Source organism: Paracidovorax wautersii, assembly GCF_031453675.1.
In the GTDB taxonomy this organism is placed as follows: Bacteria; Pseudomonadota; Gammaproteobacteria; order Burkholderiales; family Burkholderiaceae_C; genus Paracidovorax.
On the sequence record NZ_JAVIZX010000001.1, the window covers coordinates 4,121,994 to 4,144,436 of the forward strand.

The window sequence follows — 22,443 nt, forward strand, 5'->3', positions numbered from 1 at the left end:
ACCTTGACAGGGCCGGTTTGCGATTGGTTTTGCCTTCAGGTTACCCACACGCGGCGGACAGCCATCAGCAAAACCCAAAGATTCTAGCACACGCCATGCACCCCACCCTTGAGACGCTCCGCCGCCGGATCGCGGCCGGGCAAGCCCGTGCCGACGAGGAAATGGAGCGGTCGATCGCCGCTGCGCAGTCGCCCGTCTGTGCCGCGGTGTTCCGGCAGACGCTGTTCGGCAGCGCTCGCCAGGAGGCCTCGCAACCCGGCGTGCAGCAGTTGCCGCTGGCCGGCCTGGCGGTGTCCGTCAAGGACCTCTTCGACATGCAGGGCCTGGCGACCGGGGCCGGCTCCACGATCCGCGCAGCGGAGCCGCCCGCCGCGGCGGACAGCCCGGCCGTCGCCCGGCTGCGGCAGGCCGGCGCCGCCTTCATCGGCCGCACGCACATGGTGGAGTTCGCCTTTTCCGGCGTGGGCGTGAATCCGCACTTCGGCACGCCCGCGGCCCACGATGGACGCCACGGCGCCCTGCCCGGCCCGGCCCGCGTGCCGGGCGGCTCGTCGTCGGGCGCTGCGGTGTCGGTGGCCACCGGCGCTGCGCACATCGCACTGGGTTCCGACACGGGCGGCTCCATCCGCATTCCGGCGGCGCTCAACGGCATCGTCGGCTTCAAGAACACGGCGCGGCGGGTGCCGACCGAGGGCGCGGTGCCGCTGTCCACCACGCTCGACACGGCCTGCGCACTGACCCGCTCGGTGGGCGATGCCATCGTGGCGCACGAGATCCTGTCCGCGCGGCGCGTGGTGCGCAGTCCCGCCGCGTTGCCGGCCTGGCGCCTGGCCGTGCCGACGCACACCTTTCTCGACGGTCTGGAGCCCGCCGTCGCCACCGCGTTCGAGCGGACCATCGGCACGCTGCGGCGCTCCGGCGCCCAGATCACCGAGGTCCCCCTGCACGCCACGGAGCAGCTGGCCGAAGTGAACGCCACCGGCGGCTTCTCGGCCGCCGAGAGCTATGCCTGGCACCGCCATTTGCTGGCGCGCCACCGCGACCGGTACGACCCACGGGTGCGCGCCCGCATCGAGCGTGGGGCACAGATGACGGCCGCCGATTACATCGACCTGCTGCACGCGCGGCGGGGCTGGATCGCCCGCATGGAGGCCGACATGCAGGGCTTCGACGCCTTCCTGTCGCCGACCGTCCCCCTCACCGCTCCGCCCCTTGCGGACGTGGCACCGGCCGACGGCGCCGACCCCGCGGCCGACGCCCGGCGCGACGCTGAGTTCGCTCGCGTCAACGGCCTGCTGCTGCGCAACACCAGCGTGGTCAACGTCCTCGACGGCTGCGCACTGTCCCTGCCCTGCCACCTGCCCGGCGAACTGCCGGTGGGCCTGATGGTCTGGCAGGGTGCCATGCGGGACGATGCCGTGCTCGCCGTTGGCCTGCTGATCGAGAAGGTACTACAAAAACAATAGCTGCCTGCGCTTATTCCGCAAGCGCCAGGACCCTGAAAGCCTTGAAACCCATGCACATCGCCATTGTGGGCGCCGGTATCGTCGGTGTCGCCACTGCCTATGAACTGGCCTGTGACGGCCACGCCGTCACCGTCTTCGAACAACGCAGCGCTGCGGCGGAGGAGGCCAGCTTCGCCAACGCCGGCGCCTTGGCGCCCTCCCTGCTGATTCCCTGGGCCGCGCCCGGCATCGGCGGCCCGCTGCGCCGCCAGCTCTTCGGCGCGCAGGCGACCCTGCGCTTCGCCGGCGGCGTCCGGCGCTCCGAGTGGGCCTGGCTGTGGCGCTGGCGCCAGGCGGGGCGGCGCCCCGCGGCTGCGGCGACTCTGGCGGCCCTGGCACGCCTGGGGAGCTACAGCCTGGACCTCACCCGCCGCATCGCCGCCGATCTGGAGCTGGACCCCGAGACCAGCCGCGGCGCGCTGGTGGTGCTGCGCACCGCCCAGGACGTGGCCCTGGTGCAACCGGCCCTGCAGGTGCTGCGGGATGCGGGCGCCCAGGTGGCCGAGGTGGACGCCGATACGGCGCGGTTGATCGAACCGGGCCTCTCCCCCGACACCCCGCTGGCAGGCGCCCTGCACATCGCGGACGGGGAAGCCGCCAACTGCCGGCTCTTCGCCCAGATGCTGCGCTATGCGGCGCAGGAACGTGGCGCGCAGTTCGTCTTCCAGTCGCGCGTCGAGTCACTGCGCACCGCTCCGGCAGGCGTGCGCCTGGCGGGCGAGGCCGATGCACGGCGCTTCGACGCGGTGATCGTCTGCGCCGGGCTCGCTTCGCCCGCGCTGCTGCGGCCGCTCGGCCTGCCGCTGCCGGTGACGGCGCTGCATGGCTATTCGATCAGCGCGCCGTTGCGCGAGGACTCCCACGCGCCGCAGGGCACCGTCATCGACCCGCTGCACCGCTTGACCATCACGCGGCAGGGCCAGCGGGTGCGCGTGTCGGGCGGCGCCGAGATCGGCCAGGGCGACGGCAGCCACCACGCCCCCCACCCTGCAGACCCTGTACCACGCGCTGTCCGGCTGGTTCCCCGGCGGGGCGCAGCTGTCGTCCACGCAGGTGCAGGTGTGGCGCGGCGCACGGCCCATGCTGCCCGACGGCGCCCCGGTGGTGGGCGCTAGCGGCCTGCCCGGCCTGTGGATCAACACGGGCCATGGCGCGGCGGGCTGGGCGCAGGCCTGCGGCAGCGCCCGTGCCGTGGCCGACTTGGTGGCCGGCCGGTCGCCAGAGATCGACCTGCAGGCCCTGGGCATGCGCCGGTTCTGAGAACCGGTTCACAGCACGGCGCCGCACGCCGGCCGCGCCGGCGCAGGGGCGCGACAATCCGGCCATGCGCCGCATCACCGCCGACCAGCCCCATCCCCTGCATGACACGGCCGCCACCCGGCGCCTGGAATCCACTGCCGCTGCGCAGTTGCCGCCCGGCACGCTGATGCAGCGCGCCGGCACGGCCGTGGGCCGACTCGCTTTGGCGCTCGCGCCCCATGCCCGCACGGTCTGGCTGGCCTGCGGGCCCGGCAACAACGGCGGAGACGGACTGGAAGCGGCCAGGCATCTGCGTCTGGCGGGCCGCCAGGTCGCCGTGACGTGGCTGGGCACGCCCGACGCCGCCCCCGCCGACGCCCGCCGGGCCTGGGAGCGTGCCCGGCAAGCGGGCGTCGTCTTCACCGACGGGCCGCCGGCCTCCCTCGGCCCGCAGGACCTCTGTGTGGACGCGCTGCTCGGCATCGGCCTGTCCGCGGCTGCCCGGCGGGGCGGCACGGGCGCGCGCCTGCAGCACCTGCTGGCAGCGCTGCACGCCAGCCCCGCGCCCGTGCTGTGCGTGGACCTGCCCTCCGGGCTGCTGGCGGACACGGGACGGTTCGCCGAAGGATGGGCTCCCGCCACTCCCGCACGCCACGCGCCGCGGCGCACGCTGAGCCTGTTGACCCTGCACCCTGGCCTGTTCACGGCCGCTGGGCGGGACGCGGCGGGCGAGGTGTGGTTCGACGACCTGCAGGTCGATGCCGCGGCCGAAGCCCCATGCGCCCTGCTTTCCGCTCCGCCCCGGCCGGCCGGGCGGGCGCACGACAGCCACAAGGGCAGCTATGGCGACTTGGCCGTGGTGGGCGGCGAAGGCCTGCCGGCCCGCGGCATGGGCATGACCGGCGCCGCGCTGCTGGCCGCCAGTGCCGCGCTGCACGCGGGTGCCGGCCGGGTGATGCTGTCTCTCTTGGACGGCGGCCTGATGACCCACGACGCGCAGCAGCCCGAATGCATGCTCCGCCGCTTCGATGCCCTGGCGCTGGAAGACCTCACCGTCGTCTGCGGATGCGGTGGCGGCCTGGCCGTGCGCCCCGTGCTGCCCGCCGTGCTCCAGCATGCGGCGCGCCTGGTGCTGGATGCCGACGCCCTTAACGCCGTGGCCGAGGAGCCCGCGTTGCAAGCCCTGCTGCACGACCGGTCAGCGCGCGGCCAACCCACCGTGCTGACCCCGCATCCGCTGGAAGCCGCGCGCCTGCTGGGCTGCAGCACGGCGGACATCCAGGCCGACCGGCTGGCAGCAGCGCACGCGCTGGCGCAGCGCTACCAAAGCACGGTGGTCCTCAAGGGCTCGGGCAGCGTGGTGGCCGCGCCGGGCGAAACGCCCCGCATCAACCCCACGGGCAACGCCCGGCTCGCCGCGGGAGGAACCGGCGACGTGCTGGCGGGACTGACCGGCGCGCGCCTGGCGGCCGCACCGCCGGGAACCCAGGGAGCGTTCGACGCCGCAGTGCATGCCTGCTGGGAGCATGGCCATGCAGCGGATGCCTGGCCTGAGGATCGGGCACTGACCGCCTCGGCCCTGGCGCGTGCGCTCCTGCCTGCCTGATGTGAAATCCGCGCCCGGCAGGCAAACGCAACCAACGGTAAATCACGTCACAACACCGCTGTTTCAGTCAATGTCTGACAGTTTCTGTCAGGTGGAGTGGTTGTAATCGAGGCATCCACTCACCGGGCTCACGCCCTTACCATCACCGCCGCCGAAGGACCTGCCATGAAACGCCATCTCCGCCCCGGAACCCGCGCGTTTGCAGCGTTTACCGTCACCGTCCTGCTGGCGGTCGCGGCCACGGCCATGACGTTGGTGCCCGACGAGGCCGTCCAGGCGGCCGATTCTCTCGTCAATCTTCCGGACCACCTGGACCAGATCCTGCCCGTTGCCTCGTTCGAGTGACGGCATAGGTTCTGGCCGACCACCCTCCGCGCCTCGCCAGTCGTGAGCCGCCTTCGGGCGGCTTTTTCATGAGCGTGCGCCTGCCCCGAGTCAGCGAGGCGCGCCCTGCCGCTCGACCAGATCGATGCGGCGGCGCAGCGTTGCCGCCTCGGCAGCATCCCCGGTCTGCTCCGCGCGCTGCGCGCGCAGCAGCAGCCACGCCAGCAGGGGCCGGCGCCAGCCCCGGTCCGACGCGGTGTCGGTCGCGGTGGCGGCCAGTGCCGACGTGGCGCGCCCGGCCTGCGCGGCGACCCCCAACGCCACCAAGCGAGACAGCGGATCGGCCAGCCCGGCGATCGCCGCAGCATCCAGCGCCGCGGCCCGCTGCGGCGCGGGCAGCAGATCGGCACGGGCCGGCTCCAGGCGGCCGGCCAGGTAGTCGGCATACGCCTGGTCCTGCGGCGTGGCATCGCTGCGCAGCGCCTCGAACGCCGTGCAGGGTTGCAGATCGAGGCTGGCGACCTGGGCGGCGCAGCGCATCAACTCCAGGCGGGCCAGATGGTCGGGCCGGCCGGTCCGGGCCAGTTCGGCGCGGGCGCGGTTCCATTCCAGATCGGCCACGCGCGTGTCGCCGGACAGATAGGCCTCGGTGGCCTTCTCGGCCGCGCTGTGGGCGCTCATCTGCCACTCGGGGGCCTGGGGTTTGCTGCTCCCGCAGCCGGCCAGTACCGCCGCCATGCCCACGGCGAGCAGTGATGCACGCAGGCCTGTGCACGGCGAGAAGAAGGACGGGTTCATGGCAGCTTCAGCTCCGTGTCGCGCGCAAAGGGCCATTTGCGCTGGATGTCGTTCACCAGACCGTCCACCTTGCGCAGGCTGGACTCGACCTCGGCCCGCAGCGTGCCCAGGTCGGTGGTGGCCTCGCGGGCATTGGCGCCAATGGCCTGGGCCTCGGCCAGCACGGCGTCCACCTTGGCCAGGCTTTGCCGCGTGTCCGCCAGCACGCCGTTGAGCTGGACCACGGTGGCGCGCACGTCGGCCATCAGCCCCGCATCGGCGCCTGCGCCGAACACCTGGCGGTCCGCCTTGGCGGCCATGCCGTCGATGCGCGCCAGCAACTGGTTGGTGCGATCGAGCGTGGCGACGATCTTCTTGGCATCGGTCTCGCTGCCCATCAGCACATTCAAAGCGCCGCCGGGGCCGTTGAGCCGCTCGGTCAGGGTGCGCACCTGGGCCATGGTGCCCCCCAGGGGGGAGTCCTGCGACGTCATCGCGTTCAGGTTGCCCAGCAGCTCGCGGGCCGCGGCCATGAGCTGCGGGATCTCGGCGGTGGCGTCGCCGCGCAGCACCGGTCGCTCGGCCCCCTCGGCCAGAGGCGGGTCGGTCAGGATGCCGCTGTAGGCCTTGATGGTCGTGCCGCCGACGATGCCGCGCACCAGCGTGAACACGCTGGACTCGCGCAGCCAGTGCGCATCCTTGCGCGGCACGTCGATCAGGATGCGCACATTGCCGTCGGGCGCGAGTTCGATACGGCGCACCCGGCCGATGGGAAAGCCGGAAAAGGTCATGTCCATGCCCACCGACACGCCTTCGGAATCGTCCGCAGTCAGCACCAGGCTTTGGGTGGCCTCGAAGGCGCCGCGGGCATAGAGCAAATACAGCGCAGAGCCCAGCACCAGCGCCAGCGTGAACAGCAGCAGCGCCCCCGCCTTGGCATGCAGATGTGCCACGGGGCGCAGCAGGTCCTCGGGCGGCGGCGGCTGGGGGGGCGCGGGGTCTCGGGTGGCGTCGTTCATCGTGGGGTCGGTCGGCGGATTCAGTAGTAGTTGCCCATCAGCGAGGCGATCTCGATCAGCAGCAGCACGGCGAACATGCGGGCCAGGCCGCCGAGTTCGGAATCGGGCTGCATCGCACGCGCCGGCCGGTCGGTCTCGTACCAGCCGGCGGCCATGGGGATGAGCGCCACGGCCAGGCTGAAGAAAAGCGTCTTGAGCGCGAACAGCAGCGTGATCTGCGGCGTGAATACCTGGCCGAACATGCGGGTATAGCCGGGCAGCTCAGCCGTGTTGAAACCGTACACGCCCAGGTAGGCCATCACCAGCGCCACCACGCACGACAGCGCGGCGAGGGTGATGCTGGCGTAGATGCCGGCCACGACGCGGGGCAGCAGCTCGATGCGGATCGGGTCGGCGCCCTGGTCGCGCAGCGCCTGCAGCCGGCCGGCCTGCCGCATCAGCGCCAGCTGCGTGCCGTTGGGGATGGTGGCGCGCATGGCCACGAAGAGCGCCGCCGTCAGCGGGATCAGCTCCAGCACCAGCACGCGGATGACCATTTCGAGCGCGTAGCGCGACAGGCCGTAGCTCAGCGCCGTCACCACCACGATGCGCGTGATCACCAGGCTGATGAGCGCCGCCAGCACCGTGAAGCCCAGCAGGATGGGCGCCGTGTCGCGGTACATGTGGCGCGCCAGGCGCCAGCGCGTGGCATGGCCGTAGCTGGACGGCGACAGCATCAGCACCAGCACGACGGCCCCCAGATACAGGATGCGCCACCACGCCACCGCCCAGCGCCGGGCGGTGCGCCAGAGGCGGTCGGTCAGCGGGGCGGGACTCAGGCCGGCAATCATGCGGCGATCATAGTGGACGAGGCGCTGAATTCAGTAACAAATAGGCTGGCAGCGCAGTGGATACAAGCGCCTTTAGCTATTAATTACATAGCAACCGCATGGCAGGTGCCACTGCACCCGGCGGGATGCACGGCGCACTAGACGTGTCGCTTGGCGGCAGGCGCCGGGGACGAGACAGGCTGCGCGTCTGCGCGCTGGTGCAGCGCCTCGATCACGAGGCAGTGCGCGCCGGCACCGCTGCAGCGCCCGCGCAGCGACAGCAGTTCCTGCTCCAGCGTCTGCAACTCCATCAGGCGGGTGCGCACGTGCTGCAGGTGTTCGTCCAGCGTGTCGCAGGCGGCGTGGTCGGCCTCGGCGCTGGTCGCATCCAGCGCCAGCAGCGTACGCACCTCGTCCAGCGACATGTCCATGGCCCGGCACAGGCGGATGAAGCGCAGCCGGTGCACCTCTTCGTCGTTGTACAGCCGGTACTGGTTGCCGGCCCGCGCCTGCGCCGGCAGCAGGCCTTCCTTCTCGTAGTAGCGGATGTTGGCGGCGGACACGCCGGACAGGCGGGCGGCATCTCCGATACGGTGTTGGGGGCTTTGGACGGACACGGCTTGACCTTCGAGCGACTTCAAGGTTTCCAATCATGGCACAGCAGCGCACCGACTGCGCTCACCACCAAAAACAGGGAACACCATGACGGACCACAGCCACCGCCACGCGCACGCCGGCCACCCGCACCCCGCCCCCGCGGGCAGCGCCGACACGCCGATCACCGCCGCCTCTCTGCCTGCCGCCATCCCAGCGCGCAGCGGCAAGCCGCGCATCGAGGTGTCGTGCTGCGGCGGCGGGGGCTGCGCGGCGCCCGCCCCGTCTGCCCCAAAGACAGCCCACGCCCCGGCAGAGCATGGGCATGCCCACGACCACGGAGCAGCGGGTGCCCCGGCGGCCCATGACGACCACGACGGCCACGACCACGGCGCCCTGCCCGGCTGGGGTCGCATCGGCGCCGCGCTGGTGGCGGCCCTCGGGGCCGAACTGCTGCACCTGGCCGCGCCGGACACCGCCGTCTGGCACTACGGCGGCATGGCCCTGGCCGCGGCGGCCATCCTGCTGGCCGGGTTGGGCATCTACCGCAGCGGCTGGAAGTCGCTGCTGCGCGGGCAACTGGGCATCAGCGCGCTGATGGCCGTGGCCGTCACCGGCGCCTTCCTGATCGGCCAGTGGCCCGAGGCCGCCATGGTGATGGCGCTTTACGCGCTGGCCGAGCGCATCGAGGAACGCGCCGTGGGCCGCGCCCGCGACGCCATCGGCGCCCTGCTGGCCCTGAGCCCCGACGAGGCCGACATGCAGCAACCGGACGGCCAATGGCGCACCGTGGCCGCGGCCGAGGTGCCCGTGGACGCCATCGTGCGCGTGCGCCCCGGCGGCCGCGTCCCGCTGGACGGCGTGGTCACCGCCGGCCGCAGCGCCGTCGACGAATCCAGCGTGACCGGCGAGAGCCTGGCCGTGGACAAGGCGCCCGGCGACAAGCTGTACGCCGGCACGCTCAACGCCCAATCCGAGCTGGAACTGCGCGTGACCGCCGCCACCGGCCACACCACGCTGGACCGCATCATCCGCGCCGTGGAAGAGGCCCAGGGCGCCCGCGCGCCCACGCAGCGCTTCGTGGACCGCTTCGCGGCCGTCTACACGCCGGCCGTGTTCGTGCTGGCGCTCGGCGTGGCCGTGGGCGCGCCGTTGCTGCTGGGCTGGACATGGCTGGACGCCATCTACCGCGCACTGGTGCTGCTGGTCATCGCCTGCCCCTGCGCGCTGGTGCTGGCCACGCCCGTCACCGTGGTGAGCGGCCTGGCCGCGGCCGCGCGGCGCGGCATCCTCATCAAGGGCGGCAACTGGCTGGAGCTGGCCCGCGGCGTACGCGCCGTGGCCTTCGACAAGACCGGCACCGTCACGGCCGGCCGGCCCGTGCTGGTGGGGCAGCAAACGCTCGGCGACGACAGCGCCCGCGACGTGGCCGCCGCCCTGGCGGGCCGCTCGGACCACCCCGTGTCCCTGGCCATCGCCGCCGGCCTGGCCGCTCAGGACGCGGCCGCGCACGAGCCGCTCGCGGTGCAGGATTTCACCGCCCTGCCCGGCCGCGGCGTGCAGGCGCACGTCGGCGGCGGCCTCTGGTGGCTGGGCAACCGCCGCCTGATGCAGGAGCGCGGCCTGTGGAACGACACCGTGGAAGCGGCCGCCGCCCGGCACGAATCGCAGGGCCGCAGCGTGACCCTGCTGGCCGACACCACCGCCGTGCGCGCGCTTTACGCCGTGTCCGACACCCTGCGCCCGCAGGCCAGGGATGCCGTGGCCGACCTGCGCGCTTTAGGCATCGTGCCCGTCATGCTCACGGGCGACCACGCCGCCGCCGCCCAGGCCGCCGCGCGCGAGGCCGGCATCGACGAAGTGCAGGCCAGTCTGCTGCCCGAACAGAAGCTCGCCGCCATCGCCGCGCTGCAGCAAAAGCACGGCATGACCGCCATGGCCGGCGACGGCATCAACGACGCGCCCGCCCTGGCCAAGGCCGACATCGGCTTTGCCATGGGCGGCGCAGGCACTGACGTCGCCATGGAAACGGCCGACGTGGTCATCATGAACGACGACCTGCGCCGCGTGGCCGAGACGGTGCGCCTGTCGCGCCGCACGCATGCGGTGCTGATGCAGAACATCGCCCTGGCCCTGGGCATCAAGCTGGTGTTCTTCGGCCTGGCCCTGGCCGGGCAGGCCACCATGTGGATGGCCGTGTTCGCCGACATGGGCGCCAGCCTGCTGGTGGTGGGCAACGGGCTGCGCATGCTGCGGGCTGAGCGCCCGGAGGCGACGCTCTCAAAACAAGAGCATGCTGCGCCGGCCGCATAAGCCCCAGAGCCATTTTTTTGCCATGACCGACTTGGTGCATTTCCGGCCCGCGGCGTCGCGGCCCCTCAGAACCGGACGGTGGCGCTGAGGTTGAAGCTGCGCGGGTCGCCCGCCTTGACGTAGTTGCCGTACTGGTAGAGCCAGTACCGCTTGTCAGCCGCGTTGTTGAGGGCGAAGCGGAAGGTGGTGTCGTGGCCGCCCACCACCGTGTCGTAGGTGGCGCCCAGGTTCAGCAGGGTGAAACCATCGGTGCGCAGGTCATTGGCGGGGCGCAGCATGGTCGGGCCGGTGTGCTTGACGCCGGCCGTCAGCTGCAGCCCCGGCAGCTGGGGCACGCGGTAGGCCACCTGCGCCGTGGCCACCACCTTGGGCGCGCCCACGACGCGGTTGCCGGCATAGGCATTGCCCCGGCCATATTCGGGATCCAGCAGCATCAGGCTGCCGCCCACGCGCCACGGACGGCCCAGGCGGGCCGTCGCGCCCAGCTCCACCCCCTGTAAGGTGGACTCGCCGTCCTGCACCAGCGTGTTGCTGGCATTGACGTACTCCGCCTTCTTCTCGATGCGGAACACGGCGGCCGTGGCGGACCAGGCAGCGCGTTCGGTCTTCACCCCCAGTTCGTACTGCCGGCTCTTGAGCGGGTCGAGCACGGCGCCGTAGTTGGTGTACGCAAGGTTGGTGACGGCAGTGCCCGGTTCCAGCGCCTCCACATAGCTGGCGTACGCCATCGTCTGCGGCGCAAACCGGTACATCAAGGCCAGGGACGGCGTCAGCACCCCCGACTGGCTGTAGCGCGAGGACTCTGCCCCGCTGGTGCTGAAGCTGCGCTGCACGTAGTTGGTGTAGCGCAGGCCGGCCAGCACGGACCATTGTTCGTTGAGCGCCACGGTGTCGCTGGCATACACCGTCTTCTGGGTGGTCTCGGCGGCGCGGTACAGACCCAGGCTGCCGAAGTCGCCCACGCTGTAGTACGGCAGGTTGTTCTGCGTGCCCAGGTTGCCGGTGCCGACCGGGCCATAGAAACCCGCGGACGAATAGTCATTGCCCTGCTGCTGCCAGCTGGCGCCTGCGACGATCTGGTGGCTGATGCCGCCAGTGCGCAAGCGGCCCTGCACCTGGGCATCGAGCTGGTTGAACTGGTAGGACTCGCCGTAGTCGGACCGGTCGTTGCTGTAGTTGCCGGCGGCGTCCAGCAGATTTAGCACCGATTCGTTGCGGCGCGTGCGCGTGCTGCTGTGGCTATAGGCCGTGCGCACCTGCCAGTCGGGGGCGATCTGGTATTTGAGGCCCGTCGAGACGTACTTGAACGTGTTGTCGGCGTAGGCGCCGGGCCCGACCATGCGGCCGTTGTCGTTGTCCACGGGCGAGGGCAGGCGGCCGCCCGTGATGCCGAAGGTGGTGATGGTGGGCTCGGCGTCCTTGGACAGCCTGTCCTGGTACAGCGCCTGAAAGTCCCAGGTCAGATCGCGGCTCAGGCGCGCGTCCAGTGCGAGCGACAACGCATTGCGGCGCAAATGGCCCTCGTTGAAGGTATCGCCCTCCTCGCGGGTGGCGTTCAGGCGGTAGCCGATCTGGCCGTCCTGGCCCAGGCGCCCGCCCAGGTCGGCATGGCCGCGCCACAGCCGCTGGGACATGACACCCAGGGTCACGCTGCGCACCGGCTCGGCGGTGGGCTTCTTGGTGACGTAATTCACCAGCCCGCCCGGCGCACCGAACCCGTACATGAAGCCGGTGGCGCCCTTGAGCAGTTCGACCTGTTCCATGTGCTCGTACGGCAGCACCGTCACGTAGCTGATGAAGGGATGGCCGTCGATGCGGTAGCCGTTCTGCCAATCCAGCTCCAGGCCGCGCACCGTGAGGTAGCTCGCCCAGGCGCCCACGCTGGCGCTGTTGTCGGACACCGAAGCATCGGTGAAGAAAACGTCGCCCAGCTTGTTGGGTGTGGTCTGCTCGATGGTCTCGGCCGTCACCACCCGGCTGGAATACGGGGTATCAAGCGCGCTGCGGTCGCCCAGCGCACCGTTGGCGACCGGGCGGCGCAGTTGCAGGTCGGTGGCATCCTCCAGCGCGGCACGCACGGTGACATCGGTCAGCCGGGCTTCCGATGCAGCGCCCTCCTGTGCGTGTGCGGCAGCGCAGGCCAGCACACTGGCCAGGAAGAGGGGCGAAAGGGTCGCGGAGGGACGGGCAGAGCGGGAACGGCGCATGGCTTGTGATGATTGCAAATGAGAATGATTATTATCAAATAAATCTTCTGAAGATCGAACGCCGTGCCGACGCCGATCCGCGCTGTTGCACGCAGATCACACCCCCGACGCGTGCCAGCCCTTCCTGCGGGCAGGCAGAGCATCAACCACCCGCCATGGCGGAGGGGTGACAGCGCTGGCGCATGTCTTGCTCAAGACACACACAGAGCGTGCCGTACGCCCCTTCCGGCCCTTCACCGATCTAATGGTTTTCCCTAGAATCTCGTCCATCGTTCAGCACAGCAAGGTCCGGCGCTCTTGTTTCGGGAGCGCCCGGCCGATCCCGCGCCAGCGCTTGACGCAGCACAAGCGCGGCGCCGCACCAGCGTGGTGCAATCCGCGCCCGCGCGCCTGACTGCCACCGCACCCGTTCAAAGACCGCCACCATGAGCACATCCACCTCTGCCCTGCCCCCCGCGGTTCCGCACAGCACCGTCGAAGACACGCTCGCCCTGTTCACCGGCGTGCTGCTGATCTCCGTCGGCGTGGCGTTCTTCACCAGCGCTGGCCTGCTCACGGGCGGCACGGCGGGCCTGGCCTTCCTGCTGCACTACGCCACGGGCATCAGCTTCGGCAAGCTGTTTTTCGTGCTCAACCTGCCGTTCTACTGGCTGGCCTGGCGCAAGATGGGGCGCGCCTTCACGTTCAAGACCTTCCTGGCGATCCTGCTGCTGTCGGTGCTGACCGAGCTGCAGAGCCGCTTCCTGCAGATCAACAACCTGCAGCCGCTGTACGCCGCCATCGCGGGCGGGCTGATCACCGGCACCGGCTTCCTGGTGCTGTTCCGCCACCGCTGCAGCCTCGGCGGCGTGGGCATCCTTGCGCTGTACCTGCAGGACCGCTACGGCTGGCGCGCCGGCAAGGTGCAGATGGGCGTGGATTGCTGCATCGTGGCGCTGGCCCTGTTCACCGTGCAGCCCATGCAGGTGCTGTGGTCCATCGTGGGCGCCGTGGCGCTCAACCTGGTGCTGGCCATGAACCACCGGCCGGGGCGCTACACAGCCGTCTGACCGCAGCCCGCGCCAGGAACTCCCGGCGCGGCGCCGTATCATCCCTTCCATGCGCCGTGGCCTGTTTCTGCTGCTGATCGTGCTGACCGCCTTGCGGGGCCTGGCCGGCCCGGCCATGGCCGCTTCGCACGCTGGCCCTGGCGCCATCGAGTCCGCAGCATCGGTGGCGCATGCCGTCCATGCCGCAGCCGGTAGTGCGGCCCCGTCTGCGGCCCACCACAGCGCCGCAGCGCCGAAGACGGACGCATCCGCGCCCGGATGCCACGGCGCCTCGGCGCAGCACGGCGACGCCACCGGCACCGCGAACTGCGCGGCGCACGATGCCGGCGGCGCAGCGCATCCGCATGCGGCCTGCTCCGACTGCGAGATCTGCCACACGGCGGTGGCTGCTCCACCTGCCGGCCCCGGCGCAGTGCTGGCGGCCGCCGGCCCCGCCCCTGACCGGCACTCCACCCGCTTTGCCAGCGCTCCCGCGGCGCAGGCCATCAAGCCGCCCATCGCCTGAGGCGGGCGGCGCACGCGCCCTCGCTACCACCGCAGCGCCCCGGCGCCGCGCCAGCCACCCTGCAGGCGCAAGCCGGCGCGCTCCGCCCTCCTCCGAACAACGTCCTGCTTCCCGCACCGGACGGTCTGGCCTGACCAGGCCTCTCCGTGACGCGCCGAGGCCGTGACCCCTGATGACTTGATCGACCATGAAAACTATCAAAACAATAGCTGCCTGCGCTTTACTGGCAAGCGCCATGGGCGCTTTTGCCCATGAGCCCGGCGCACATCCCCCGGCCGGCACGCACGGTGCGGCCCACGCCGCGCCGGCACAGCAGGCCTGGGGCATTGCCGCCCCGCAAGGTGCCAAGGCCCGCACCATCGATGTGACCATGACCGATGCCATGCGCTTCGAGCCTGCGCACATCGACGTGCGCCAAGGCGAGACCGTGCGCCTGCGCGTGCACAACCGCGGCCAGGCCATGCACGAGCTGGTGCTGGGCACCGACCCGTCGCTGGCCGAGCACGCGCAGATGATGCGCAGCCACCCCGGCATGCCGCACGATGCGCCCTACATGGCCCATGTCCCGCCGGGCCGGTCCGGCACCATCCTTTGGACCTTCAACCGCCCGGGGCAGTTCGCCTTCGCCTGCCTGGTGGCGGGACATTTCGAGGCCGGCATGGTGGGTACGCTCACCGTCCGCCCCGCCGGCAGCGATCGACCCGGCCGTGCGCCCGCCCACGCCCATCCCGCCCCCGCCACGCCCTCCACATCTCAGGAAAGGACCCACCCATGACTGCACGCCTTCACACCTCCACGCGCCGCCGCTGGATCGGCCAGACGCTGCCCCTCTTGGCGCTGGCGAGCCTCCCCGGCCTGCTGCGCGCCGCACCGCCCGCATCGCCGGCGGCCACGGCCGTCGAGGTCTGGAAAGACCCGAACTGCGGCTGCTGCAAGGACTGGATCGACCACATGCAGGCCCACGGCTTCCAGATGACCGTGCACGAAAGCGGCAATGCCGCCGTGCGCAGCCGCCTGGGGCTGCCGGCCAAGCTCGGCTCCTGCCACACGGCCCTGGTCGGCGGCTATCTGCTGGAAGGCCACGTGCCCGCTGCTGACGTGCAGCGCCTGCTGCGCGACAAGCCCCGCGCCCTGGGCCTGGCCGTACCCGGCATGCCCGTGGGTTCGCCCGGCATGGACGGCGCCATCTACGGCGGGCGCAAGGACCCGTACGAGGTGTTGCTCGTCGCCCGCGACGGCAGCACCACCGTGTTCAGCCGCTACCACCAGGGCAAGGCGCCGGCCTGAGCTTGGCGGCTCCAAGCCGTGCAGCACGGTGCGGCGGTGCGGCCATGCACCGGGCAGAGCGGGCCGCATCGGGTGCCCGGTTGGCCGGCCATGCACCGCGGCCGCCACCGCTCCTTTTTCGATAGCTGTTAGCGCTTTCCTACAAAGCTCTGGCGGCATTTTTGACCTGAAACTTCGTCGCCCCCGCGGCAGGGCCGTCGTCTTCGGCTATGGTGGCGCCTTCCCCGCTGCAGCCCGCCCCGCCATGCCTGACCGCTCCGACACCGATCCCGGCTCCATCACCCGCGTGGCGGGTATCGAGGTCGGCCATTTCACCGACCCGCGCCGCCCCACGGGCTGCAGCGTGGTCATCGCCCGGGCCGGCGCCGTGGGCGGCGTGGACGTGCGCGGCGCCGCGCCCGGCACGCGCGAGACCGATCTGCTGGAGCCCACCCACCTTGTCGACCAGGTACATGCCATCGTGCTCGCCGGCGGCAGCGCCTGGGGGCTGGAGGCCGCGACCGGCGCCGTGCGTTGGCTGGAGGAGCGCGGCGTGGGCCTGGACGTGGGCTACGGCCGCCTGCCCCTGGTGCCGGCTGCCGTGCTGTTCGACCTGCCCGCGGGCGATGCGCGCATCCGCCCGGACGCCGCGGCCGGCTACGCCGCCTGCGCCGCCGCCACGCGCGGCGATCCGGCCGAAGGCAACGTGGGCGCCGGCGCGGGCGCTGTGGTGGGCAAGGTGTTCGGGCTGGACCGGGCCATGAAGGGCGGCATCGGCACGGCCAGCATCACCGTGGACGGCATCACGGTAGGCGCCCTCATCGCCTGCAACGCCTTGGGCGATGTGATCGACCCCGACACCGCGCAGCCCGTGGCCGGCGCACGCACGCCGGACGGCCTGCGGCTGGCCGACACGCGCCGCGCCCTGCTGCGCGGCGAGGGACCCTGCCCCGTGCTGGCCGGCAGCAACACCACCATCGGCGTGATCGCCACCGACGCCACCCTCACCAAAGCCCAGGCCCGCCGCCTGGCCGTGGCCGCGCACGACGGCCTGGCGCGCAGCATCAACCCGGTCCACACCATGTCGGACGGCGACACGCTCTTCACCCTGGGCACCGGTGCCGCCGGACGCACGCTGGGCATGATGACCCTGTCGGCCATGGCCGCCGAGGTCACGGCCCGTGCCACGCTGCGGGCCGTGCGCGCCGCACGGTCGCTCACCACCGACAGCGGCCTGTGGCTGCCCTGCGCGGCGGAACTGGCGCCATGAGCGCATTCGGCACCCGTTCGCGCAGCGCCGGCCGGCGGCTGCGCACCGCCCTGCTCAACGTGCGCGATCTGTTGCTGTCGGCCGGGCCGCTGGCCTTTTTGGCCGTGGCGCTGGTCGTGCTGGCGTACTGGTGGCTGCAGCCCAATCCGCCGCGCCGCGTCACCCTGGCCACGGGCCCTGCGCAGAGCGCGTACGCCGAATTCGGCCAGCGCTACCAGAAGGCCCTGGCGGCCGAAGGCATCGAGGTGGTGCTGCGCGAGAGCGACGGCTCATCGGCCAACCTGCAGCTGCTGCGCAGCGGAGAAGCCGACCTGGCCTTCGTACAGGGCGGCACCGGGGAACTGCAGCCCGAGGACAGCGACACGCTCGAATCGCTGGGTAGCCTGTTCGTCGAACCCGTGTGGCTGTTCTACCGCGAGGACGCCGCACGCCGCGTCGACCGCAGCGGCCGTCTCACCCGCCTGGCCCAGCTGCGCGGCCTGCGCGTGAACGTGGGCACGACCGGCAGCGGCGTGCCCACGCTGATGGACAAGCTGCTGGAGGCCAACCGCGTGGAGCCACAGGCGCTGAAGCTGTCGCAGCTGGCGCAGACTCCTGCCACCGTAGACTTTCTAGCCGGCCGGCTCGACGCGCTGGTGTTCGCCTCGGCGCCCGAATCCCTGATGGTGCAGATGCTGCTGCAGACACCCGGCGTGCGGTTGATGGACTTTCCGCAGCACGAGGCCTATGGCCGGCGCTTTCCTTTCCTCACGCCCGTCACGCTGCCGCGCGGCGTGGTGGACCTGGCGGCCAACGTGCCGCCCAGCGACGTACGGCTGGTGGCCTCCACCACGTCGCTGCTGGCGCGCGAAGGCACCCATCCGGCGCTGCTGCAACTGTTCGCCCAGGCCGCGCAGACGCTGCACGGCAATGCCGGCTGGTTCAACCGGGCGCGCGAGTTTCCCAACACCCGCAACAGCGAACTGCCCATCGCCGCCGAAGGCGACCGCGCCATCAACGAGCCCGCGCCGCTGCTGCAGCGCTACCTGCCGTTCTGGCTGGCCAACCTGGTCGAACGCATGTGGCTGGTGCTGGGCATCCTGCTGGCTGCCATGCTGCCGCTGTCGCGCATCGTCCCGCCGCTCTACCAGTTCCGGGTGCGGTCCCGGGTGTTTCGCGGGTACGGCCGGCTGCGCGAAATCGAGGACGAGATGGAGCTGGGCAACGCCGCGCCCGACGCGCTGCGCGAACAGCTCGACCGCCTGGAGCACCAGGTGGAAAAGGTGAGCGTGCCCCTGTCGTACGCCGACGAGCTGTATGCGCTGCGCAACCACATCCAGCTGGTGCGCCGCAAGCTGCCCCGCCCTGCGGCCTGACCGCTGATGGCTGGCCGTTGCCGCTGCCGGCGCCGGCCTCAGGCGGGGCGGCCCGACCCGCTCGCGCTGCCGTCGCCGATCACCTCCAGCTGCCCTTGCGCTGCCAGGCGGGACAGCATGCGCAGCGTCATGGATTGCGTGCTGCCATCGGCCGCAGTGAACAGGAACAGGGTGCGCTGCGGGCTGGACCAGGTGAGCTGGGTGCGCACTGTCTGCTGGTGCCGTCGCAGCGCGATCCACTGCCCGATCTGCAGTGGCAGCGGCACCGGCGTGTCTGCCGCGTCGGGTGCGCCCGCCAGGCGGGTGCCTGCGGAGGGGGCCATCGCCGGGGCCGTCTGAACCGGCTCGCTGCCTGCCGCGTCATGCATGTGCCGTGCGGGCCGGCCGGCCTCGTCGTCCGCCAACGCGCTGCCGGGCAACGCGCCGGCCGGGGGCGGCACTCCGCGTTCCAGCGCATCCAGTGCGGCGTGGTGCCACGCCACGATGCGCTCCAGCACCGCATCGGTCTGGGTACCCGGATCGTGGAGGCGCTGCAGGCCCTCGCGAACGGTGCCCAGCAAACCTGCCACGGCAGCGCCCCTGCGGTCCGGCGCAGCGCGCAGCCGGTCGGGTTGGACGCAATCGAACAGCAGAGGCACCACGGCGCGGTAGCCGCCAGCATCTTCGTCGCGGCCTGGCGCATCGCCCTGCGCGGCGGCCACCACCCGTGCCCACGGCCCGGTGGCAAAGGCCAGCACGTCCGCCGGCACCAGGGCCGCGTCGGGCAGCAGGCGGAAGGCCGCCGCGGCCTCTTCCGCCTGCAGCCGCTGCCCCTCGGTCTGCATCAGCGCCCGCGCCTGTCCGTCGCGGCGCTCCCGCAGCCGGTCATCGAGGACGTCCCAGGCGGACTGCAGCACGCCCAGCGCGCGCTCGAACGGCTCGGCATCGCGGATCTCGGCCGACGCCAGGTAGGTGACCGCATCGTCCAGGAGCCGCAGAAAGCGTGGAAACCCCGGACCGTCGCCGGCAAAGTCCAGACTGCGCAGGGTGAGCGCATTCAGCAGGCGCCGCGCCGGGTGTTGTTCATCGGTGAAGAAGCGTGCATCGTGCCGCACCAGGCGGCGGATGGGCGCCTTGAGGTGGCGCAGCGCTTGCTGCACCGCGGGATCCAGCCGCGCATCCTGCGCCAGCGCTTCCAGCATGCGGTGCACGACCTCGGTGGCCCGCCGGGAGGCGTTGCCTGCGGCGGCAGTGGCTGCCTCTGCGGCGCCCGGCTCTCCGGTCAGGTGGCCGAGCCGCGCCTGCAGCGCCGACCATTCCGCAGCGGCCGTGTCCTGGGCGTCACCCAGCCCCTCCGTGAAGCCGCCACTGGACAGAGCCCCCTCGCCGCCGGCCATTTCTGAGACGGGCTGCGCACCTGCACGGCCCCGGAGCGCCCATGGCGCGTGCAGCAGGGACGGCACGCTGTCGCCGTCAGCCAGCATCGGCACACGCTGCTCCCCCTTGCGGATGTCCACCCCATCGCCCGCCGTCGCCGTATCCAGGCGGCCAGCCACGGCATGGCCGACCGGCGCCACGCCTTGCTCGCGGAGGTTCCGCGCCGCACGTTCGTACGCGGGAGCGAGCAGGTGCGACATTGCATCGCCCAAATGCGGCATCCAGGCTTGACGAACCGCGGCCGGCACGCCGGTATCGGCCACCACCTGCTGCAGGGCGCGGAGGTAGTTCTCAGGGCGCAAGGGGTTGCTGCCGGGCCGCACACTGGGCATCGCCAGTGCCGCGCAGACCAGGGCATCAAGCTCCGAGAGGGCCGGCTGTGCCGCATGCAGCACGCCCTGCCGGAGGCGGGCCCATTGCAGCTGGGCGGTGATCTCGGCGTCGTCCATCAGGGCCAGCTCGCCGAAGCCGGGCTCAGCACCAGGGTCCCGGCGCAAGGGCTCCGCATGCAGCGGGGCCGTGTCGGCAAAGCAAGCCGCCAGGGCCGGGCCCCATGCCGCCGCCAGACCGGCGGCTTGCTGGCGCAACTGCTGCAGCGCCTCGTCGGCCTGCTGGCGCTGCAGCGGTGACTGCGCAGCCCTCTGGGCGCGGCCCAGGGCGTGCTGCGCGGCATCGGTCATTTCCCGCATGAGCGCCTCACCCTCCTGCGCGGCGCGGGCCACGCAGGCATGGAGCGCCGCAGAGGCACCGGGTACGGACGCAACAGCCATACGGCGGAAGATGGGGCAGCAGCGTGGCCAGCGCAACGCCGGCCGCGAAGACGCCCGCGGCTGCTTACTTCAGCGCCTTGTAGCGCATCCGCTTGGGCTTGGCGCCCTCTTCGCCCAGGCGCTTCTTCTTGTCGGCTTCGTACTCCTGGTAGTTACCGTCGAAGAACACCCACTGGCTATCGCCTTCGGCCGCCAGGATGTGCGTGGCGATGCGATCGAGGAACCAGCGGTCATGGCTGATGACCATCACGGTGCCCGCGTACTCCAGCAGCGCGTCTTCCAGGGCCCGCAGGGTTTCCACGTCCAGGTCGTTCGAAGGCTCGTCGAGCATCAGCACGTTGCCGCCCTGGATCAGGGTCTTGGCCAAATGCAGGCGGCCTCGTTCACCGCCGGACAGGTTGCCGACCTTCTTCTGCTGGTCCTGGCCGTTGAAGTTGAAGCGGCCCGCGTAGGCCCGCGAAGCCATCTGGAACTTGCCCACGGTGATGATGTCCAGGCCGCCCGAGATGTCTTCCCAGACGGTCTTCTCGTCCGCGAGCGCATCGCGGTGCTGGTCCACGAAGGCCATCTTCACGGTCTGGCCGATCTCCACTTCGCCCGAATCGGGCTGCTCCTTGCCGGCGATCAGCTTGAACAGCGTGGACTTGCCGGCGCCGTTCGGGCCGATGATCCCGACGATGGCGCCGGCCGGGATGTTCATCGACAGGTTGTCGATCAGCACGCGGTCGCCGAACGACTTGGAGACGTTCTTGAACTCGATCACCTTGCTGCCCAGGCGCTCGGCCACAGGAATGAAGATTTCCTGCGTTTCATTGCGCTGCTGGTATTCGTAATCGCTCAGTTCCTCGAAGCGCGCGATACGGGCCTTGGACTTGGCCTGGCGCCCCTTGGCGTTCTGGCGCACCCATTCCAGTTCCTTCTTCAGGGCCTTGGCGCGGGCTTCCTCGCCCTTCTGTTCGGCTTCCAGGCGGTTGCCCTTCTGCACCAGCCAGTCGGAGTAATTGCCCTTGTAGGGAATGCCGTGGCCCCGGTCCAGTTCCAGAATCCACTCGGCCGCGTTGTCCAGGAAGTAGCGATCGTGGGTGATGGCCACCACGGTGCCTGTGAAGCGGTGCAGGAACTGCTCCAGCCAGTCGACGGACTCGGCGTCCAAGTGGTTGGTGGGTTCGTCCAGCAGCAGCATGTCGGGCTTTGAGAGCAGCAGCTTGCACAGCGCCACGCGGCGCTTTTCGCCCCCAGACAGCAGGCCGACCTTCGCGTCCCAGGGCGGCAGGCGCAACGCGTCGGCTGCGATTTCCAGCTGGTGTTCCGAGTCGGTGCCGGCGGCGGCGATCACGGCCTCCAGCTGGCCTTGCTCTGCGGCCAGGGCATCGAAATCGGCGTCGGGTTCGGCGTAGGCGGCGTACACCTCTTCCAGGCGGGCGCGGGCGTTGTTGACCTCGGCCATGGCTTCTTCCACCGCCTGGCGCACGGTGTGCTCAGGATCGAGCTGCGGTTCCTGCGGCAGGTAACCGATGGACAGGCCCGCCATCGGGATGGCTTCACCCTCGATTTCCTTGTCCACGCCGGCCATGATCTTCAGCAGCGACGACTTGCCCGAGCCGTTGAGGCCCAGCACGCCGATCTTGGCACCAGGGAAGAACGACAAGGAGATGTCCTTCAAGATCTGCCGCTTGGGCGGCACGGTCTTGGTGACGTGATTCATTGAAAAAACGTATTGCGCCATTGGCTCTCTTTCCTAAAGGGGGTTGCGTGTCCGGCAGAACGAAAAAAAGCGGCCTGCAGCGAGGCCGCGCCGGAAGACGCGTTGGTCGCATTATCGGATGCTTTGGCCGGCGAGCCCTTCCGCCCGGGGAAGCGGCCCTTCAGGAGCGCTTGCTGCGGCGGATTTCCTGGCTCCACTGGGCTGCAGCCTGCACGAGCTCGGCCTGCAGCTGCGCATGGTCGATGCCGGCCAGTTCGGAATGCAGCAGGCTGGACGCTTCCTGCCGCGCGGCATCGGCGCGGGCCGCATCGAGGTCGGCGCTGCGCACGGCCGTGTCCGCCAGCACCGTGACCCCCTGCGGCTGAGACTCGACGAAGCCGCCGGACACATAGACGGAAATGCGCTCGTCCTGTGGCGTCACCACGTGCACGAAACCCTCGCGCAGGCGGGTGAGCAAGGGGGTATGGCCGCGCAGAATGCCGAAGGCACCCTCTGCGCCCGGCAGCGTGACAACCCGCACGGCGCCGGACCAGACGACGCCCTCCATATTGACGATTTCCAGCCGCAGGTCGCTCCCCGCGTTCGATTCAGCAGATGACATGCCGCCCACTCTACTCCTGCAGTCCGCCGCGGCGGGTGATCCACCGCAGCCCTGGAGACGAAAATCAGTGTATCGGTGCGCCGGGTGCCGAACCACGCTCCGGCGCAAGTCGT

Annotated in this window: 17 protein-coding genes and 2 pseudogenes; 11 read left to right on the forward strand and 8 right to left on the reverse strand. The window is 71.0% G+C overall.

From position 1 onward, the window contains the following. The first annotated feature begins 95 nt into the window (after positions 1–95). From QE399_RS18570 to QE399_RS18585, 4 genes and pseudogenes are all read left to right on the forward strand, one after another. Positions 96–1,466 (forward strand): amidase, encoded by a 1,371-nt coding sequence (locus QE399_RS18570; RefSeq protein ID WP_309831093.1) that lies wholly within the window; start codon positions 96–98, stop codon positions 1,464–1,466. Between the two features lie 50 nt (positions 1,467–1,516). Beyond that, a pseudogene (locus tag QE399_RS18575) lies at positions 1,517–2,765 on the forward strand (FAD-dependent oxidoreductase). Between the two features lie 64 nt (positions 2,766–2,829). After that, positions 2,830–4,350 carry an NAD(P)H-hydrate dehydratase gene (locus tag QE399_RS18580; protein ID WP_309831094.1) on the forward strand — a complete coding sequence of 507 codons (1,521 nt, stop codon included), beginning with the start codon at positions 2,830–2,832 and terminating at the stop codon, positions 4,348–4,350. Positions 4,351–4,515: 165 nt separating this feature from the next. After that, positions 4,516–4,695: a hypothetical protein gene (locus QE399_RS18585; protein ID WP_309831096.1), complete on the forward strand. Its 180-nt coding sequence runs from the start codon at positions 4,516–4,518 to the stop codon at positions 4,693–4,695. Positions 4,696–4,785: 90 nt separating this feature from the next. Here QE399_RS18585 and QE399_RS18590 read toward each other — a convergent pair whose 3' ends face one another. From QE399_RS18590 to QE399_RS18605, 4 genes are all read right to left on the reverse strand, one after another. Then, entirely contained in the window at positions 4,786–5,472 is a 687-nt protein-coding gene (locus QE399_RS18590; protein ID WP_309831098.1) for a hypothetical protein, read from the reverse strand. Then, positions 5,469–6,470 (reverse strand): MlaD family protein, encoded by a 1,002-nt coding sequence (locus tag QE399_RS18595; RefSeq protein WP_309831100.1) that lies wholly within the window; start codon positions 6,468–6,470, stop codon positions 5,469–5,471. The genes QE399_RS18590 and QE399_RS18595 overlap by 4 nt, the downstream gene beginning before the upstream one ends. A gap of 20 nt (positions 6,471–6,490) precedes the next feature. After that, on the reverse strand, positions 6,491–7,300 hold the full coding sequence (locus tag QE399_RS18600) for an MlaE family ABC transporter permease (protein ID WP_309831102.1): 810 nt from the start codon (positions 7,298–7,300) through the stop codon (positions 6,491–6,493). 137 nt (positions 7,301–7,437) lie between these two features. After that, complete coding sequence (locus QE399_RS18605) at positions 7,438–7,896, reverse strand: Cd(II)/Pb(II)-responsive transcriptional regulator (protein WP_309831104.1); 459 nt, start codon at positions 7,894–7,896, stop codon at positions 7,438–7,440. A gap of 85 nt (positions 7,897–7,981) precedes the next feature. On the opposite strand from QE399_RS18605, the gene QE399_RS18610 reads away from it, so the two are divergent. Further along, positions 7,982–10,186: a heavy metal translocating P-type ATPase gene (locus tag QE399_RS18610; protein WP_309831106.1), complete on the forward strand. Its 2,205-nt coding sequence runs from the start codon at positions 7,982–7,984 to the stop codon at positions 10,184–10,186. A 65-nt stretch (positions 10,187–10,251) separates the two neighbouring features. Here the strand turns inward: QE399_RS18610 and QE399_RS18615 are convergent, their stop codons facing one another. Then, on the reverse strand, positions 10,252–12,393 hold the full coding sequence (locus QE399_RS18615; RefSeq protein ID WP_309831108.1) for a TonB-dependent siderophore receptor: 2,142 nt from the start codon (positions 12,391–12,393) through the stop codon (positions 10,252–10,254). 425 nt (positions 12,394–12,818) lie between these two features. On the opposite strand from QE399_RS18615, the gene QE399_RS18620 reads away from it, so the two are divergent. The 6 genes and pseudogenes from QE399_RS18620 to QE399_RS18645 all read left to right on the forward strand — a co-directional run bounded on the left by QE399_RS18620 (position 12,819) and on the right by QE399_RS18645 (position 17,838). Beyond that, the gene (locus QE399_RS18620; protein WP_309831109.1) at positions 12,819–13,442 is read left to right on the forward strand and encodes a YitT family protein; all 624 of its coding nucleotides are present in this window, start codon (positions 12,819–12,821) and stop codon (positions 13,440–13,442) included. A gap of 49 nt (positions 13,443–13,491) precedes the next feature. Next, complete coding sequence (locus QE399_RS18625; RefSeq protein WP_309831111.1) at positions 13,492–13,947, forward strand: hypothetical protein; 456 nt, start codon at positions 13,492–13,494, stop codon at positions 13,945–13,947. 187 nt (positions 13,948–14,134) lie between these two features. After that, positions 14,135–14,629, forward strand: a pseudogene (locus QE399_RS18630) (cupredoxin domain-containing protein); the annotation flags it as partial. An 89-nt stretch (positions 14,630–14,718) separates the two neighbouring features. Next, positions 14,719–15,234, forward strand: coding sequence for a DUF411 domain-containing protein (locus QE399_RS18635; RefSeq protein ID WP_309831113.1), 516 nt, complete (start codon positions 14,719–14,721; stop codon positions 15,232–15,234). A 244-nt stretch (positions 15,235–15,478) separates the two neighbouring features. After that, a complete protein-coding gene (locus QE399_RS18640) occupies positions 15,479–16,483 on the forward strand; it encodes a P1 family peptidase (protein WP_309831115.1) in 1,005 nt (334 codons plus the stop codon). Continuing rightward, a complete protein-coding gene (locus QE399_RS18645) occupies positions 16,480–17,838 on the forward strand; it encodes a TAXI family TRAP transporter solute-binding subunit (protein ID WP_309831117.1) in 1,359 nt (452 codons plus the stop codon). Before QE399_RS18640 ends, QE399_RS18645 begins: the two co-directional genes overlap by 4 nt. 38 nt (positions 17,839–17,876) lie before the next feature. On the opposite strand, the gene QE399_RS18650 is transcribed toward QE399_RS18645, so the two are convergent. The 3 genes from QE399_RS18650 to QE399_RS18660 all read right to left on the reverse strand — a co-directional run bounded on the left by QE399_RS18650 (position 17,877) and on the right by QE399_RS18660 (position 22,330). Next, on the reverse strand, positions 17,877–20,024 hold the full coding sequence (locus QE399_RS18650; RefSeq protein ID WP_309831118.1) for a DUF1631 family protein: 2,148 nt from the start codon (positions 20,022–20,024) through the stop codon (positions 17,877–17,879). Between the two features lie 64 nt (positions 20,025–20,088). Then, on the reverse strand, positions 20,089–21,750 hold the full coding sequence (ettA, locus tag QE399_RS18655) for an energy-dependent translational throttle protein EttA (protein ID WP_309831120.1): 1,662 nt from the start codon (positions 21,748–21,750) through the stop codon (positions 20,089–20,091). 139 nt (positions 21,751–21,889) lie between these two features. Then, positions 21,890–22,330, reverse strand: a complete 441-nt coding sequence (locus QE399_RS18660) for a F0F1 ATP synthase subunit epsilon (protein ID WP_309831122.1) — start codon at positions 22,328–22,330, stop codon at positions 21,890–21,892. Positions 22,331–22,443 lie beyond the last annotated feature (113 nt).